The organism is Hymenobacter endophyticus (assembly GCF_032464715.1).
Lineage (GTDB): Bacteria > Bacteroidota > Bacteroidia > Cytophagales > Hymenobacteraceae > Hymenobacter > Hymenobacter endophyticus.
Genome location: NZ_JAWDJT010000014.1, coordinates 55,973 through 70,635 on the forward strand (window position 1 = coordinate 55,973; position 14,663 = coordinate 70,635).

Genomic DNA, 14,663 nt, shown 5'->3' on the forward strand with positions numbered 1-14,663 from the left:
TAAGGGCAAATAAATCGTTAATTGTTGTTAAAAAAGCAACAAAAGACGCCAAAAATGCGTTTAATAAGTAAGGAAACGGTTTTAGAAACAGTCACTTAGCCCTTACTTAGCGATGAAAAAGCAAGCCCGCCCCGCCGCCCAAAACACTGCCCGCCCCGATGTGTACCAGATTGTAACCGACCGGGTAATTGAAGCCCTCGAAGCTGGTCAAATTGCTTGGCGCAAGCCCTGGCACGCGGCCTACGGCTTGCCCCGCAACTACGTCAGCGGCCGGGCCTACACCGGCATCAATGCTTTTCTGCTGCACCTGGTCGGCGGCACCCCGTTCTTTCTCACGTTTCGGCAGGCCAAGGAGCTGGGCGGCAACATTCGCAAGGGTGCCAAGGGCATGCCCGTGATTTACTACAACGTCACGACCCGCACCGACAAGCAAACCGGCGAAGAAGAGAAAACGCCCTTTATCAAGTATTACACGGTCTTTTCCGTGGACGACGTGGAAGGTGTGGACATCGTCCTGCCCGAGCAGCCGCAGGACCGGGCGCACGAGCCCCTGGCCGCAGCCGAAGCCCTGGTAGCTGGTTGGGCGACGTGTCCCCGCATCGAGCATGGCGGCGCGCAGGCCTACTACGCCCCCGGTCCCGACTTTGTGCAGGTTCCCCGCCCGGAGACTTTCACCAGCGGCGAAGCCTACTATTCAACCCTGTTTCACGAACTGACCCACGCCACCGGCCACGCCAGCCGCCTGGACCGCCCTGACCTAGCCGAAGCGCTGCGCCCGAGCGGCCGCGCCGGTTATGCCCGTGAGGAGCTGACCGCCGAGATGGGCGCCGCTTTTCTCTGTGGTCACGCGGGTTTGAACCCGAGCGCGACGCTGGAAAACACCGCCGCTTATCTGCAGTTTTGGCTGGAGCAGCTACGCGGCGACAAAAAGCTGGTGGTGCAGGCGGCCAGCCGGGCGCAGCGGGCAGCCGAGTTTATCCTGGGCAACGCGGACGGCGGTGATAACGAGCCCAGCACCCCGGAACCGACCCCGCTTAGTGCAAGCCCCGCGGGCATGGAGATAAACGACGACCCCGAAGCGGCCCCCACCACCGTGCTGCCTATCGATGCCGGGGCCGTACTTCCCTGTCCGGCTCTGCCCACCTTGCCCCTGGTTACCTTGGGACAGGAAACGCTGCCCACTCTTACGACTGTCGTGGTATCCACGCAGCGCATCGAGCTTTCGCGCTTGATGGAGCACCCCACTTTTACTGACGAGCAGCGCCGCACCGCCACGGCACGAATTCTGGCCGAAGCGGACCCCGCCCGCCTAGGCCGCTGGCTGACCAATATCATGCGGCAGATTGCCGAATGGGAGGAACACGCTTTGGCTGAGGAGGCGCGGCAGAACCCGCACTTCGCTGCCTTGGAGCAGGCGCAGGAGTAGCCTTTACCTAAGTAACCTCGCTCAGCAACGGGCGGGGCCGGGGGCGGTGGGGTACCCGTCGCATTATCCTCATTGTCTTGCTTTAAATTCTTCTTGCCCATGCCCTTCCCTCCCCCACCGCCCCCCAGCGGTATCGCCAATCCGCAGCGGCGTTTCACGGACCTGCTGCGCCACGGTCGCTTTTCTTTTACCGAGCGCGAGCTGATGGAGCACCTGCGCATGACGTATCGCACCATCAAGCAGCGCGAGGCCGACCCTTCCACGCTGACCATTGCCGAAATACTTCGGGTGGCTGACCTATTGGATGAGCCAATTGAAGCGTTGTTGGCGGTGATAATAGCTGAAGTTCGGGCGGCAGCCACGAACAAAATACCCTGACAAGCCTGCTAGCATCCAATTAACTTTGTGGGGATTATAGCGCCGTTGCATGACCAACTATCCCCTACTGTTCAGCTCTCTTTTAGACCGCGGCAAAGCGGTGCATTTTGCTTACCACGTGCAGGAGCAGCGGGTGGTGTATGTCAGCCAAGCCTACGAACTTGTAATAGGAGGGCGCCAGGATACGGTAAACGAGGAACTGCCTGGCTGGCTTGCCCGCATCCACCCAGATGACTTGCGACACCTGCGCCAGCGCCTGCCTCACGCCCTGCTGGGCGAACTGGTCCAGGACGTCGAGGTGCGTGTGATGCAACCCGATGGCCGTATCCAGTGGCTGTGCTTCTCAGCAGCCCGGGAGGAACTCCGCGACGGACAGGTTTACCTCAGCGGCACGGTGCTGGACATGACCCGCTCCAAGGAGACGAGCCTGAACGCGCAGAAATTCAACACCAAGAAAGACGCCACGCTGGAAATCCTCTCCCACGACCTGGCCGCGCCGCTGGCCCTGCTCCAGCAGCTAACCGAGGAGCTGCGCCACGAAGCCCAGGGCCGCGCAACGGAGGCCATGCAGCAGTTGCTGCAGCTGATGCAGCGCACCTGCACCGAGGGCGTAAACCTGATTCGCGACTTCGTCGACAACGAGTTTCTGGAGTCGGCCAACGTGGTGCTGCACCAGGAACGCACGGACCTGGCCAGCTGGCTGGCAACCATCATGGAGGAGTACCAGCGCTCCGAGCGCCACACCCACCTGCGCTTTGCGTTCGAAGCCCCGGCGCAGCCCGTGTACGTGTGCCTGGACATTAACAAATTTCAGCAGGTCATCAACAATCTGATTTCGAACGCCATCAAGTTTACCCCCGACGGCGGCTGCATCACCCTGCGCCTGGAGCAGTGCGCCGGCCGGGCCGTGGTACGGGTGGCCGACACCGGCGTGGGCATTCCTGAGCCGCTGCAGCCCGTTCTCTTCGAAAAATTCACCAAGGCGCGCCGGCCCGGCCTGCGGGGGGAGAAAACCACCGGGCTGGGCATGTCCATCATCCAAACCATCGTGGAACTGCACGCGGGCACGATTCGCTTTACCAGCCGCGAAGACCAGGGCAGCGTGTTCATCATCGATATACCCGCCTTGCCCGCAACCTAGGGTGCTGCCAGCGAGCCGGCAACGGCTGGCGCAGCAGCAGGCCCACCGGCCGTGCCCGTGCTATCCGGTACCGGTTCATCACCGCGTCGCGCATTGCCGGCGGCTACTCATCGTAAGTGGTACCCGCTGGCCACTCAACTTGCAGCATAAAGCCGGCCTGCTGCCGGGCCCGGGAGGGTAGCGGATTCTCGATTTACAAAGCGCCGAATGGGTGCAACCAGCAAGCCCTCGCAGAGCACTAAAACGCCAGAGTCAACTTGCGGCAGCGGAGCTGGGTTTCCGTTGCCGCCATTTTACAATTAGCTGAACTTGCCCTGGCTTCCCTCTCCGAACTACTCCGCCACGGATGGAAAATGCGTCTGCAGCAGGTCACGCATCTTGGCTTCCGTCAGGGGCTTGGTTAGCGTGCCGGCAATGGGAAGCTCCTGCACCCGGGCCAGGTCCTGGGGGTTGACAGAAGTGGTAAGCAGCACGATGACAATGGGCTGGCGCTGAGGCCAGGTGAGCTTTTGGTAGGCTTCCAGAAACTCGATGCCACTCATGACGGGCATGTTGATGTCGAGCAGAATCAGGGAGGGGCAATTGGGCGTTGGCACCCCGCAGACCTCGGCCAGGGTGTCCAGGGCCTCGCGCCCGTTCTCGGCCACGAGCAGCTGCTGGGTCACGCCCAGGCGGTTCAATAAAATCTTGTTGAGGTAATTCGTGGTCGAATCGTCGTCGACTAGCAGCACGCTCTTGAGTGGTAACATAGAGTGATTTCTCTGGCGGGCCCGTGGGCCCATCCGGGGCATGAAAAACTGGTTAACGCGGAAAGTATACCCGGAAAGTAGAGCCCTGGCCGAGCACACTATCCACCTCTATACGGCCGCCGGCATTTTCGACTATCTTTTTAACCATGTACAAGCCCACGCCGGAGCCTTCCACGTGCGGGTGCAGGCGCTTGAACATGCCGAATACCTTTTCCTGGTCCTGCGCCAGGTCCAGCCCCAGGCCGTTGTCGCGCACCTCCAGCACATCCTCCGATGCCCGCTGGGTGTGAGCCACGACCACGTCCGGCGCCCGGTCAGGGTGGCGGTACTTGAGCGCGTTGCTGAGCAGGTTGTAAACGATGCTGCGCAGGTTTTTCTCCGAGAACCGCAGGGTAAGCTCCGGCGGTACGTTCACCCGTACGCGGGCCTGGCTGGGGGCAATCAGCGGGGCTAAATCAAGCGCCACTTCCTGCACCACCCGGGCCAGGTGCACCTGGGAAGCGGGCTCGTTGTGCTCGTGCTGCAGGCGCGAGATGTCGGTGAGGTGGGCGATGGTGCGGCCGAAGCGCTCGATGGCCTGCTGCATGAGGTGCAGCATGTTCGAGACCTCGCCCACCCGTCCGGCCGGGGGCAGCTCGTGCTCCACGGCCTGCAGCAGGCCCTCGATGTTGGCGATGGGCTGCTTTAAGTCGTGCGAGGCGGTGTAGATGAAGTTGTCCAGGTCCACGTTGGTGCGCGTGAGCTGCTCGTTGGCCTGCTTGAGCTCCGTGATGTCAATGGCCGAGCCCACGTAGCCGTACAGCTCCCCGCCCGCCAAATAGCTCGGGGACCCTTGCGCCAGCAGCCAGCGGTACTCGCCGTCGTGGCGGCGCATGCGGTGCTCCAGCACGTAGGGCTGGCGTTGCGCAATCGCCTGCGTCAGCGTCTGCTGAACCAGCTCGAACTCGCTGGGGTGGATATAGGGCTCCCAGCCCGTGACCAGGTATTCCGCTTCGGTGCCCAGCCCCACAAAGTTCAGGAAGGCGCGGTTGATGTAGCGAATCGTGGAATCGGGATGCACGGCCCACACCATATTGGGCGCCGCGTCGGCCATGGTACGAAAGCGCGCCTCGCTTTCCTGCAGCTCCCCGGCGTAGGATTCCAGCCGCTGGCGGGCCAGGGCCAGGTCGGTTACGTCGGCGGCCGTGTTCAGCACGCCGTACACCCGGCCCTGCCCGTCCCGTAGGGGCGTAAAGCTGTAGTTGAAATAGAAGGGTTGCAGGCGGCCATCGATGAGCAGGTCCACGCGTTCGTTGCGCAGGTGCAGCGGCTCGCCGGTGGTGCGCACCTGGTGCAGCTGCCCGACAACGGCCTGGCCCTCCAACTCGGGCAGCACGTCGGCAAAACGCCGGCCGATGACGTCGGAACCCTTGCCCCAGGCCGCCAGAATGGCCTCGTTGGCCATTTGAATGCGTAGCTCAGGGCCCACGTACACGCCGATGGGAAACGGGGCACTCTCGACCAGGGCCCGGACTTGCTGCTCGCTGGCTTCCACCACGCGCCGGGCCTGCACCTGCTCGGTGACTTCGTAGGCAAACACGAGCACGCCGTCCACGGCGCCAGCGGCGTTGCGGCGGGCCTGGTAGGTGAAGGTCCAGATAATTTCCTCCAGCGGGCCGTTCTCTTCCCGGGCCAGCTGCAGCGGCAGCTCCCGGGCCACGTACATTTCGCCCGTCTCATACACCTGCCTGAATAAACCCGGAATGGACGTGTCCGCCAGCTCGGGCAGGGCTACCAGCAAGGGCTTGCCCAACAGCACCCGGCCGGGGAAAATCCGCTGGTAAGCCGGGTTCACCAATTGGAACACCAGCTCGGGGCCATCGAGGATGACGATGGGTGCCGGGGCCTGCATGAACAGCTCGTGCAGCTGGCGCCGCTCGGCCTCCCGCTCCCGGCGGGCCAGCACCTGCTCGGTGACGTCGTAGCCCAGAATGGAAATGCCAGCGACCTCCCCGCCCTCGCGGTACGCCTGGTAGGTAAAGTTGTAATAGCCGGTCCGCGGCGCAGCGCCGGCCGCGGGCTGCGGCGTGAAGGGCATCTCCTGGCCCACGTAGGTGTCGCCGGTTTGGTAAACCTGGTCCAGCAGGGCCACAAAGCCTTGCGTGTCCAACTCGGGCACGGCCTCGGCCACGTTCCGGCCCACCAATTGGCGGTCTGGGAACAGGGCCTGGTAGGAGGGGTTGACGTATTCGTAGCGGTGCCCGGGCGCGCGCAGCAAGGCCACCACCGCGGGGGTTTGCTCGAATATCTGGTGAAAGGCTTCGCGCTCCTGCACCTGCTGCCGGGCGGCGGCCAACAGGTCAGCTTGCAGGGCCAGCGCCTCCCGGGTGCGCACCTGTACCCGGGATTCCAGCTCCTGATTAAGCTGCTCCACCTGCTGACGAGCTGCCACCTGGGCCGTTACGTCCACGGCGAAGTTGAGCACCTCCGTCACCGCGCCCTGGGCGTTGCGGATGGGCTCGAACGTGGTGTGGTAGTAGCGGCGCTGTGGCTCTCCGCTGCCGGAATAGTCGGCCCAGGCTTCGGCTTCGGCCTCGTAAAAGGGCTCACCCGTTTCGTAGACCCGGTCGAACAGCTCGTAGAAGCCCTGGCCTTCAATGTCGGGGATGACCTCGCGGATGGTGCGGCCCAGCAGTGGCCGGCCGGGAAACAGCCGCTCGTACTCGGGGTTTACCAACTCGTAGACGTGCTCCGGACCCCGCAGCAGGGCAATGTTGGCCGGCATGCGCATCAGCACCTGGTGCAGGCGCATGCGTTCGGCTTCGGCCTCGGCGCGGGCGGCCTGTTCGCGAGCCTGAGCCTCGCGCAGGGCTACTTCGACGGGCGAACGGGGCTGGTCAGCCGTGTCGGTGAAGCTCACCCACAGCCCGTCGCCGGAGCGGCGGGCCGCCAGGCGGTAGTAGTTGTCGTAGCCGTCGGCTTGGTAGTTGATGTTGTACTCGCGCGGCTCCCCGCTCACGTAGGCGTCCACGTGAAAGGCAAACGTGCCGTGCGCGATGCTGTGAGGCCACTGCTGGTTGTGCGTCACCGTGGGCACTTCGGGCATGCTCATCATGCGCTGGGCCGTGGGATTCAGGTACACAAAGGTGAAATCCACAATCTCCCCCGTCCCGGCCGGGTCGTAAATGGGCGTATAATAAATGACGCCAGTCATCGATACCGCCAGCAGGTCGCCCAGCAGGTCGTCGGCGGGCAGTGGTCGAAGGGGAAGAGGTACAGACGTGGCGGGCATAAAACGGATGGGAATGCGCTAAGCAACAGATAAGTAGAAGGTTGCCCCTTGAAGTGTAGAGGAAGATGACACGGCTTAGAAAACCGTCCCTGCGGAAGCAGAAACGGAATCTATTCCGACGTAGCGGCCGGCGGGTGGCTGGCCTCGGCCCGTACCACGGCAAACAGTTCATCTTCGGAAACATGCAGCACCCGGGCTAGTTGCTGCAGCTCGCCCACGGTGCACGTACCCGGGTTGCGCTTACGCGTGTCGTAGGTGCGGGCCGAAACACCCCAAGCCTCCACAATGCGCTTGCGGGTACCGGCGACTTCCAGCAGCTCGGCCAGGGTGCCCACCTTGTGCACCCGGGGCGGGCTGGTCAGGGGCTCGGTGAAGGAAACAGTGGGCACAGGCACTTTGGGCATGAAAGAAAGGCTAAAAAGGCACAGAAGTAAGCGCGTAAGGTAACTCTTCTACGCACGGCTCAGCTTTCCAGCCATCATGCACTGGCCCCCGCAGCTTTCCGCCGCCAGGGTTTGCTCTTCCCAGCGCCCGCACTCGTCCACGGCCAGTGCCAGCCAGTGCCGCAGCCGCGCCGCTTCGGTGCACTGGCAAATCTGCTCCGCTGCCACTTGCTGCCGCGCGGGGGCAATGGCCGGGTGCTGCAGAATGCAGCGCAGTTCTGCGCGAAGCGCTTCCAGTTCCGTAACGGGGGCTGCGAATAAACTGGGTTTATCAGGCATTGGCGAAAGGGATAAGAGCCGTGGGGAGAAATCAGTAGATAGCCAGGCCGCTGCCCCGCTGCCGGAGCGGGCAAACGCAGCACAGCGTCGGACACCACGTCCAGGTGAGTAGTGCTCCTGCGGGCAGGTTTTAAATGAGACGGCCATCATCCGCCACCGGCGGCCTGAAACGGCGGCCATTTACCAGCAACCGCGTTGGTAATTGTCGACCAGCATCGACTGGGTGTACTGCAAAGACGCACCGGGTGCTGGACTATGAGCCATGCCATGCGGTGCAGCCGGCGTTGGAGCGGGCTACGTAGGGGGGGCAGCAGCGTCCAGGTATACCCGGCGCTAGCGGCTGGTGCGTGTCGCGGCTCAAACCAGTCCCGATAGGCCGTCGTCAGCCGGTCGACCACAATGGCCAGTCGCTTGGTCTCACCGGCGCGCAACACCCAGATGTGGGCGCTGCCGCAGCCGACCTCGTAGCCGACACGCAGCAGCTATTTCACCGCCTCCGCCAGCCCGCGTATATAGGCCGTGTGGGTGTGGGCCTGCACGTGCCGGCGCAGGTCCTCCAAGCCGCACTTTTCCGCCGCATCGACTGGTTCTACCTCAATAGCCAGGTAGGCCTGTTGGGGTGGGAAGAAGCCTGAGATATTGTGAAGTTGGCCCACAGTTCACTACCCAGTTAGAGGCCTTGCTACTGACAGGATAAAAACCAGGTACTTGGCACCGCAACCCTCCGTCCCCGGGAACGGTACTATTTCCTAGTGGCCGGCTGTCAGGCGGCACTTAGCGCCGCAGCCGCTACAGCCGGCTTTTCCTTCTTCTAACCCCATATTCCCTCCTTCAATGGCCAACCAAACTGTCCTGATTACCGGCGCCTCCAGCGGCATCGGCTTCGAGCTCGCCCGCTGCTTTGCCCGCGACGGCTACCGTCTCATCCTCTCGGCCCGCCCCGGCGGCGACCTGGAGCAAGCTGCGCAGAACATCCAGCAGGAATTTGCCGGCGTGCAAACCGTTGTTATCCCCGCCGATTTGAGCACCCACGAGGGGCCGCTGCACCTGTTCGAGGAAACCCAGCGCCAAAGCCTGCAGGTGGATGTGCTGGTCAACGACGCGGGCTTCGGTGAGGCGGGGCTGTTTGTGGAAACCGACCTGCAGAAAGAAATGGGCATCGTGCACGTGAACGTGCTGGCCCTGATGACGCTCACCAAGCTGTTTCTGCGCGAGATGACCACCCGCAACGCCGGCAAAATCCTGCAGCTGGGCTCGGTTGTCTCGTTTCTGCCCAATCCGCGCCAGGCCGTGTACGCCGCCACCAAAGCCTTCGTGCTGAGCTTCTCCGAGGCCCTGCAGCAGGAGCTCAAGGAAATGAAATCCGACGTGACGATGACTATCCTGTGCCCCCCCGCTACGGAAACCGACTTTTTCCGCGTGGCCAATGCCGAAGACACCAAGGTGGGCCAAAGCAAGAAAGCCACGGCTCAGGAAGTGGCCGAAGGTGGCTACAAAGGCCTGCTCAACGGCGACGCCCGGGTGCTGCCCACCTTCGGGGCCAAGATGAACTTTGCCTCCAGCGTGTTCTTCCCCGACTCCATGCTGGCCACCATGATGAACCTGCAGATGCAGCCGGAAAGCAAGTAGCAGCACTGCCTTATTGACCGAAAAAAAGCCCGGCCAGTATTCTGGCCGGGCTTTTTGCGAATCAGCTCGTGGCCTTTCCGGTCGGTCAGCGCCGCCGGCGCAGCAGCCAGAGCGCGCCGGCGACGACCAGTAGCCCGGCGGCAGCGACAGCCGCTCCCGGTAGTGCGCGGGTCTTCGTCGGCCGCCGGTCGGCTGCGGCAATGTCCTCGTCGCGGAACGACTGCCGGGACACACTTGCCAGAATCAGGCGCACGGTTTCGGCGGGCTGGTCCCACTGGGGAAAGTGTCCACTGCCGGCAAACCAGTACAGGCGGGCATCGGGAAATGCGGCCAGGGCCCGCGGCGCCTGGCCGGGCAGACACACCCGGTCGTGCCGCCCCCAGCCAATGACGAGCGGGGCTGGTAAACTGCCTTTTGCGGCGCCCTGTTGTACTTCGCCGTGCGCCAGCGCATCCAGCAATTCCGCAAAGACGGGCGTGTGGGCCAGGGTGTGCATTTCTTCCTGCGCCAACTGAGCATCCACGGCCCAGGGCCGGGCCGAAAACTGGGGCAGCAGCGCCGTGCGCCCCGCCGCCGAGTGCATCAGCGCGGGCATTACCGGCTGCAGGGCCGTCACCAGCTTTTGCGACAGGGCCACAGAATGGTAGAAGAACGGCACCTCCCAGCCTTCCCAGAACCCGCCCGGGTCCAGCGACACCACGGCGCCAAGCACCCCGCCGCGCCGGGCCAACTCCAGGACTAACCGGGCACCCATGGAGCTGCCCACCGCGTCGATGCCCAGCAGGCCCTGCTCGGCCAGAAAGGCCGTCAGCGCATCGGCCAGCGTGCCGATGGTGTGCGGCCCCGCCAGCGGCGGCGACGCCCCGTGCCCGGGCAAGTCCACGGCGATGACCTCGTGCTCGGCCGCCAGGGCGTCGAGAATCGTGCTCCAGGAGCGGCCGCTGCCGCCAATGCCGTGAACCAGGAGCAGGGGCGGGCCGGAGCCCCGCCGGATGAAATGAAGTGCCATAGCAAAAGAGAACAAGCTGCCCGGCCGCCACACGGGCCGCCAGGCTTTAACGTGAAGGGCCGCCGAACGGCCTAAATCGGCTGGCTACGCGCCGGGCGTGAGCACCACCTTGGTGCAGTTATCCTTTTTGTGGCGGAAAATGTCGTAGCCGTGGGGGGCCTGCGAGAGGGGCAGGCGGTGGGAGATGATGTCGTCGAGGCGCACGTCACCGTTGGCCACGTGTTGCAACAGCTTGTCGATGTGCTTGTGCGCGGGGGCCTGCCCGCCCTGCATGATGATGCCCTTGTCGAAGAACTGGTGGATGGGAAAGTTGTCGAAGGGCGAGGAGTATACGCCCAGCACCGACACGAAGCCGCCACGGCGCACGGCGCTCATGCAGGCCAGCAAGACCTTGTCGGAGCCTTTCTCCAGGTTCACAACGGCCTTGGCCCGGTCGAGCAGGCTGCGGTCGGGCTCGAAGCCCACGGCTTCCACGCATACGTGCGCCCCGTAGCCGCCCGACATGCTGCGAATAGCGTCGACCACCTGCTGGTGGTCTTCCCACAAAATGCCCTCGGCGTTAGCGGCTTTCTTGGCCAAATCCAGCCGGTACTGCTGGGTGTCGACTATAATAACGCGGCTGGCCCCGCGCAGCCAGGCCGACTTGGCGGCCATGATGCCCACCGGACCGGAGCCGAAGATGGCCACGATTTCGCCGCCTTTCACATTAGCCCAGTCAATGCCGGAGTAGCCGGTGGGGAAAATGTCGGTCAGAAACAGCACCTGCTCGTCGGTGAGGTTGTCGGGCACTTTGCGGGGCCCGAAATCGGCGTAGGGCACACGGGCGTACTCGGCCTGGCCACCGTCGTAGCCGCCGTACAAGTCGGTATAGCCGAACAGGGCACCGCCCTTCTCCGTGAGCAGGCCGCCTTCGGGGCCGTAGTGCTCGGGGTTGGAGTTTTCGCAGTGGCCGGGCAGGTCGTGGTTACAGAACAGGCAGTGCCCGCAGGCAATGGGGAAGGGTACCACTACCCGGTCACCGCGCTTGAGGTTGGTCACGCCCTTGCCCACTTCCTCCACGATGCCCATGAACTCGTGGCCCAGGGTCATGGGGCGGGGCTGGGGGATGCTGCCGTTGTAGATGTGCAAATCTGAGCCGCAGATGGCCGTGCTCGTGACGCGGATGATGGCGTCGCGGTCGTCCTGGATAGTGGGGTCATCGACCGTGTCAACGCGCACGTCGCGCATGCCGTGAATTCGGAGGGCTTTCATGGAAAAAGTGGGTTGAAGATGAGAAGTAAGGGCTGATGGGCAAGAGGCTGTTTGGGCAAGGTGAAGCTTGCCAGGGCACACTAAAAAAAGTCGGACCCTGCACGCAGGGCCGGACCTGGGGAGCAGCGCCGAGCCGTTAGCTGACTTGGCCGCCGCGCACCTGCGTGCTGGTGACAAAGTCAATCAGGTCGCGGTTGAGCTTGTCCTTCTCGGTGATGAACAGGCCGTGCGGGGCGTCGCTGTAGGCGATGTAGGTGGCGTGGGACAGGTGGTCCTTCATCCGGTCGCCGCTGTTTTTGATGGGCACCGTCTTGTCGTCTTCGCCATGAATCACCAGCGCGGGCACCCGGATGCCGGCCAAGTCCTGGCGGAAGTCCGTTTCGGCAAAGGCGTGGGCGCAGGCCACCGTGGCCTGGTGCGAGCCGAGCGAGGCCATGTTGAACGACCAGTCCAGCACAGCCTGGCTGACGGGCTTGCTCAGCGCCCCTTCGCCGTAGAACTGCTTGCCGAAGGTCTGTAGGAAGTCGAACCGGTCCTTGGCCAGGTTCTGCTGGATGTCGTCGAAGGTGGACTTGTCCACGCCGTCGGGGTTGTCTTCGGTTTTAAGCAGGTAGGGCGTCACCGAGGAAACGAACACGACCTTGGCCACGCGGGCTCCGCCGTGGCGGCTCATGTAGCGGGCCACCTCGCCGCCGCCCATGGAAAAGCCCACCAGCGTCACGTTCTGCAGGTTCAGCGTGTCGAGCACGGCCTTGAGGTCATCGGCGAACGTGTCGTAGTCGTAGCCCTCGAAGGGCTGGGAGGAGTTGCCGAAGCCGCGGCGGGTGTAGGCAATGGCGCGAATGCCGTGCTTGGGCAGCTCGCCCAGTTGGTAAGCCCAGGCCTCGTGGCTCTGGGGCCAGCCGTGGATAAGTACCACCGGGGCGCCCTGGCCCTGGTCGGTGTAGTGCAGCTTGATGTCTTCGCCGTTGGCGTCCTGGCCGACTTTGATGTAGCTCATGCGGGAAAGAGGTTGTAAAGGTGAACGAAAGAATATAGGTACCTACGTCGGGCGTAAACCCCTAGTTTACGCCCGACAATATCTTGTTAGTGAGGCGCCAGCAGCGGGGCTTACTGGAAAGCGGCCTTGAGTCGCGACGCTGCGAAGTCCAGGGCCTCGGTAGCCTTGGGCACCACGTCGTGGGTGCCAAAAAACTCGTGGGTGGTGCCGGTGTAGAGCATGTATTGGTTGGCCACGCCCACCTGCGTGAGCTTATCCGAGAGTTGCTTGCCTTCGGTTTGCAGCGGGTCGATTTCGGCGGCTACGATGGTGGTGGCTGGCAGGCCGCGCAGGTCGGCCACGTCCGTCAGCGAAATGAGCCGGTCGTCGCCGTCGGCCATGGTGCGGAAATAGTTCGCGGTGAAGTACTGCACGTTGGGCCGGTTCAGGGGCTGGGCGTTGGCGTACTGGTTGTAGGAAGCCGTATTCAGGTCGTTGTTGGCCACTGGGTACACCGAGAGAATGTGCGTGGGCAAGGTGAGGGTGCGCTCCTTCGCCAGCAAAGCCACGGCCACGGCCATGTTGCCGCCGGCCGATTCGCCGGCCGTGGCCACCTTGGCCGGGTTCCCGCCGAAGGAAGCGGCGTTGTCACGGGCCCATTTGTAGGCAGCATAGGCATCCTCGTGGGCGGCGGGGAACTTGGCTTCGGGCGAGAGGCGGTAGTCCACGTTCACCACGATGGCGCCGGTTTTCTCGGCCAGGGCCTTGGCCGACGGCTCGTACACGTCCAGCAAGCCAATCACCCAGCCCCCGCCGTGGTAGTACACGATGACCGGAAACGGGCCGGTGCCGCTGGTAGGCGTGTAGAGGCGCACCAGAATGCCATCGGGGGCGGACTGGGGCGTGTATGCGCCGGGAATTAGGCGCTGCGTGGTAGTCACGGCCGCGGCCCCGGGCGGGGTTGTACTGCGCGAAGGCAAACCAGATTTTAATCATGCTCTCCTGCAACACGTCTTCGGCCGCCGCCTGGTGCCGTACCAGGCGGTGAATGACGTGGAACAGGCTCAGCGCGTACCGGTCGTAGAACAGGGCCATGGCCGCTTCGTCGCGGCCGCGCAGGCGCTGGACCAGGTCCTGCTCCGTGTCAGCATAAGTAGAAGTTGGCATGCGCAAAACGGTAGTGGCAAACGGGTAAGGCCACTACCGGCTGTTTCCCTTCGCCTGGGTTGAGTCGCGGCCGTTTGGCCCGGACATGCCCGTGCATACGCCGGATGGGCCGGCGCGTGGGCTGTTGTGGGACGAATAGGACTATTTGCGGGGTGAATGGTACGCCCTTCGCTCGCGAAAAGCTTCACTCAGCTTAGAGCGCAAACCCCTTCAGAAAGCGCTGGATGTTCTCGGCGTAGCCGCGCGAGGAAGTCAGGTGGGTGCCGTCGTGCAGGGTCAGCAAGTACTCGCCGCGGGTCCAGGGACGCAGGTCCTTGAGGTAGCGCGTGTTGACAACCAGCGAGCGGTGCACGCGCAGAAAGCTGTTGGGGTCGAGGCGGCTTTCGAGTTGGCCGAGCGTGGCGCGCAACTGGTGCTGCCGCCCGTCGGCGTGCAGGGTGACGTAGTTGCCGCTGGCTTCCAGGTACTGCACCTGCTCGGCCGCCACGAAGTAGTAGTGCCCGGGCTGCTTGACAAGCAGCTGCTCGGCCGGCGGCGCGGGATGTGGCCGGCGCTGGGCTAGCAGGCGCCGTAGGTGGGCCAGGCACTCGTGGAACCGCTCCTCGTCCAGAGGCTTGAGCAGGTAGTCCACGGCGTGGGTTTCGAAGGCCTGCAGGGTGTACTGGTCGTAGGCCGTCACGAACACAACCAGCGGCCAGGGCCCGTCGCCCTCCAGCTGGCGCAGCACCTGCACTCCGCTCAGGTCGGGCATCTGCACATCCAGGAACACCACGTCCACGGCCGGGCCCTGCTGCAGGGCGGCCAGTGCTTCCGCGCCGTTGCGGCACTCCCCGCGTACGGCAAAGTCGGTCGTCTCGCCCAGCAGCTGGGCCAGGCGCCGGCGGGCCAGGGGTTCATCGTCAACGAGCAGGGCACGGAAGGGTTCCAAAGGCGAAGCGGGT

General features: G+C 63.8%; 14 protein-coding genes and 1 pseudogene. 5 read left to right on the forward strand and 10 right to left on the reverse strand.

Features of this window, described 5'->3' with window-relative positions:
• The first annotated feature begins 112 nt into the window (after window positions 1–112).
• From ROI90_RS17915 to ROI90_RS17925, 3 genes are all read left to right on the forward strand, one after another.
• A complete protein-coding gene (locus ROI90_RS17915; RefSeq protein WP_243520554.1) occupies window positions 113–1,426 on the forward strand; it encodes an ArdC family protein in 1,314 nt (437 codons plus the stop codon).
• 99 nt (window positions 1,427–1,525) lie between these two features.
• Window positions 1,526–1,804 (forward strand): hypothetical protein, encoded by a 279-nt coding sequence (locus tag ROI90_RS17920; RefSeq protein ID WP_243520555.1) that lies wholly within the window; start codon window positions 1,526–1,528, stop codon window positions 1,802–1,804.
• Between the two features lie 49 nt (window positions 1,805–1,853).
• On the forward strand, window positions 1,854–2,945 hold the full coding sequence (locus ROI90_RS17925; RefSeq protein ID WP_243520557.1) for a sensor histidine kinase: 1,092 nt from the start codon (window positions 1,854–1,856) through the stop codon (window positions 2,943–2,945).
• Window positions 2,946–3,277: 332 nt separating this feature from the next.
• Here the strand turns inward: ROI90_RS17925 and ROI90_RS17930 are convergent, their stop codons facing one another.
• The 4 genes from ROI90_RS17930 to ROI90_RS17945 form a co-directional block, all read right to left on the reverse strand.
• Window positions 3,278–3,694, reverse strand: coding sequence for a response regulator (locus ROI90_RS17930; protein ID WP_243520559.1), 417 nt, complete (start codon window positions 3,692–3,694; stop codon window positions 3,278–3,280).
• 52 nt (window positions 3,695–3,746) lie between these two features.
• Entirely contained in the window at window positions 3,747–6,965 is a 3,219-nt protein-coding gene (locus ROI90_RS17935; RefSeq protein ID WP_315999697.1) for a PAS domain-containing sensor histidine kinase, read from the reverse strand.
• A gap of 110 nt (window positions 6,966–7,075) precedes the next feature.
• Window positions 7,076–7,369: a hypothetical protein gene (locus ROI90_RS17940; protein ID WP_243520564.1), complete on the reverse strand. Its 294-nt coding sequence runs from the start codon at window positions 7,367–7,369 to the stop codon at window positions 7,076–7,078.
• A gap of 48 nt (window positions 7,370–7,417) precedes the next feature.
• Complete coding sequence (locus tag ROI90_RS17945) at window positions 7,418–7,687, reverse strand: hypothetical protein (RefSeq protein WP_243520566.1); 270 nt, start codon at window positions 7,685–7,687, stop codon at window positions 7,418–7,420.
• Window positions 7,688–8,034: 347 nt separating this feature from the next.
• Here ROI90_RS17945 and ROI90_RS17950 point away from each other — a divergent pair, with 347 nt between their 5' ends.
• Window positions 8,035–8,322, forward strand: a complete 288-nt coding sequence (locus tag ROI90_RS17950) for a hypothetical protein (protein WP_243520568.1) — start codon at window positions 8,035–8,037, stop codon at window positions 8,320–8,322.
• 199 nt (window positions 8,323–8,521) lie between these two features.
• Window positions 8,522–9,316 (forward strand): SDR family NAD(P)-dependent oxidoreductase, encoded by a 795-nt coding sequence (locus ROI90_RS17955; RefSeq protein ID WP_243520570.1) that lies wholly within the window; start codon window positions 8,522–8,524, stop codon window positions 9,314–9,316.
• Between the two features lie 85 nt (window positions 9,317–9,401).
• On the opposite strand, the gene ROI90_RS17960 is transcribed toward ROI90_RS17955, so the two are convergent.
• From ROI90_RS17960 to ROI90_RS17980, 6 genes and pseudogenes are all read right to left on the reverse strand, one after another.
• A complete protein-coding gene (locus tag ROI90_RS17960; protein ID WP_243520572.1) occupies window positions 9,402–10,325 on the reverse strand; it encodes an alpha/beta fold hydrolase in 924 nt (307 codons plus the stop codon).
• Between the two features lie 84 nt (window positions 10,326–10,409).
• The gene (locus ROI90_RS17965) at window positions 10,410–11,576 is read right to left on the reverse strand and encodes a zinc-dependent alcohol dehydrogenase (protein ID WP_243520575.1); all 1,167 of its coding nucleotides are present in this window, start codon (window positions 11,574–11,576) and stop codon (window positions 10,410–10,412) included.
• A gap of 136 nt (window positions 11,577–11,712) precedes the next feature.
• A complete protein-coding gene (locus ROI90_RS17970; protein ID WP_243520577.1) occupies window positions 11,713–12,576 on the reverse strand; it encodes an alpha/beta fold hydrolase in 864 nt (287 codons plus the stop codon).
• Window positions 12,577–12,686: 110 nt separating this feature from the next.
• The gene (locus ROI90_RS17975; protein WP_315999698.1) at window positions 12,687–13,496 is read right to left on the reverse strand and encodes an alpha/beta hydrolase; all 810 of its coding nucleotides are present in this window, start codon (window positions 13,494–13,496) and stop codon (window positions 12,687–12,689) included.
• Window positions 13,497–13,563: 67 nt separating this feature from the next.
• A pseudogene (locus ROI90_RS21210) lies at window positions 13,564–13,722 on the reverse strand (RNA polymerase subunit sigma-70); the annotation flags it as partial.
• Window positions 13,723–13,915: 193 nt separating this feature from the next.
• Window positions 13,916–14,650, reverse strand: coding sequence for a LytR/AlgR family response regulator transcription factor (locus tag ROI90_RS17980; RefSeq protein ID WP_243520582.1), 735 nt, complete (start codon window positions 14,648–14,650; stop codon window positions 13,916–13,918).
• Window positions 14,651–14,663: the final 13 nt, after the last annotated feature.

Bases quoted from the DNA above. Each gene is read 5' to 3' on its own strand.
- ROI90_RS17945 (WP_243520566.1), bottom strand. From the start codon at position 7,687: ATGCCTGATAAACCCAGTTTATTCGCAGCCCCCGTTACGGAACTGGAA.
- ROI90_RS17935 (WP_315999697.1), bottom strand. From the start codon at position 6,965: ATGCCCGCCACGTCTGTACCTCTTCCCCTTCGACCACTGCCCGCCGAC.
- ROI90_RS17965 (WP_243520575.1), bottom strand. From the start codon at position 11,576: ATGAAAGCCCTCCGAATTCACGGCATGCGCGACGTGCGCGTTGACACG.
- ROI90_RS17940 (WP_243520564.1), bottom strand. From the start codon at position 7,369: ATGCCCAAAGTGCCTGTGCCCACTGTTTCCTTCACCGAGCCCCTGACC.
- ROI90_RS17970 (WP_243520577.1), bottom strand. From the start codon at position 12,576: ATGAGCTACATCAAAGTCGGCCAGGACGCCAACGGCGAAGACATCAAG.
- ROI90_RS17960 (WP_243520572.1), bottom strand. From the start codon at position 10,325: ATGGCACTTCATTTCATCCGGCGGGGCTCCGGCCCGCCCCTGCTCCTG.
- ROI90_RS17920 (WP_243520555.1), top strand. From the start codon at position 1,526: ATGCCCTTCCCTCCCCCACCGCCCCCCAGCGGTATCGCCAATCCGCAG.
- ROI90_RS17955 (WP_243520570.1), top strand. From the start codon at position 8,522: ATGGCCAACCAAACTGTCCTGATTACCGGCGCCTCCAGCGGCATCGGC.
- ROI90_RS17915 (WP_243520554.1), top strand. From the start codon at position 113: ATGAAAAAGCAAGCCCGCCCCGCCGCCCAAAACACTGCCCGCCCCGAT.
- ROI90_RS17930 (WP_243520559.1), bottom strand. From the start codon at position 3,694: ATGTTACCACTCAAGAGCGTGCTGCTAGTCGACGACGATTCGACCACG.
- ROI90_RS17925 (WP_243520557.1), top strand. From the start codon at position 1,854: ATGACCAACTATCCCCTACTGTTCAGCTCTCTTTTAGACCGCGGCAAA.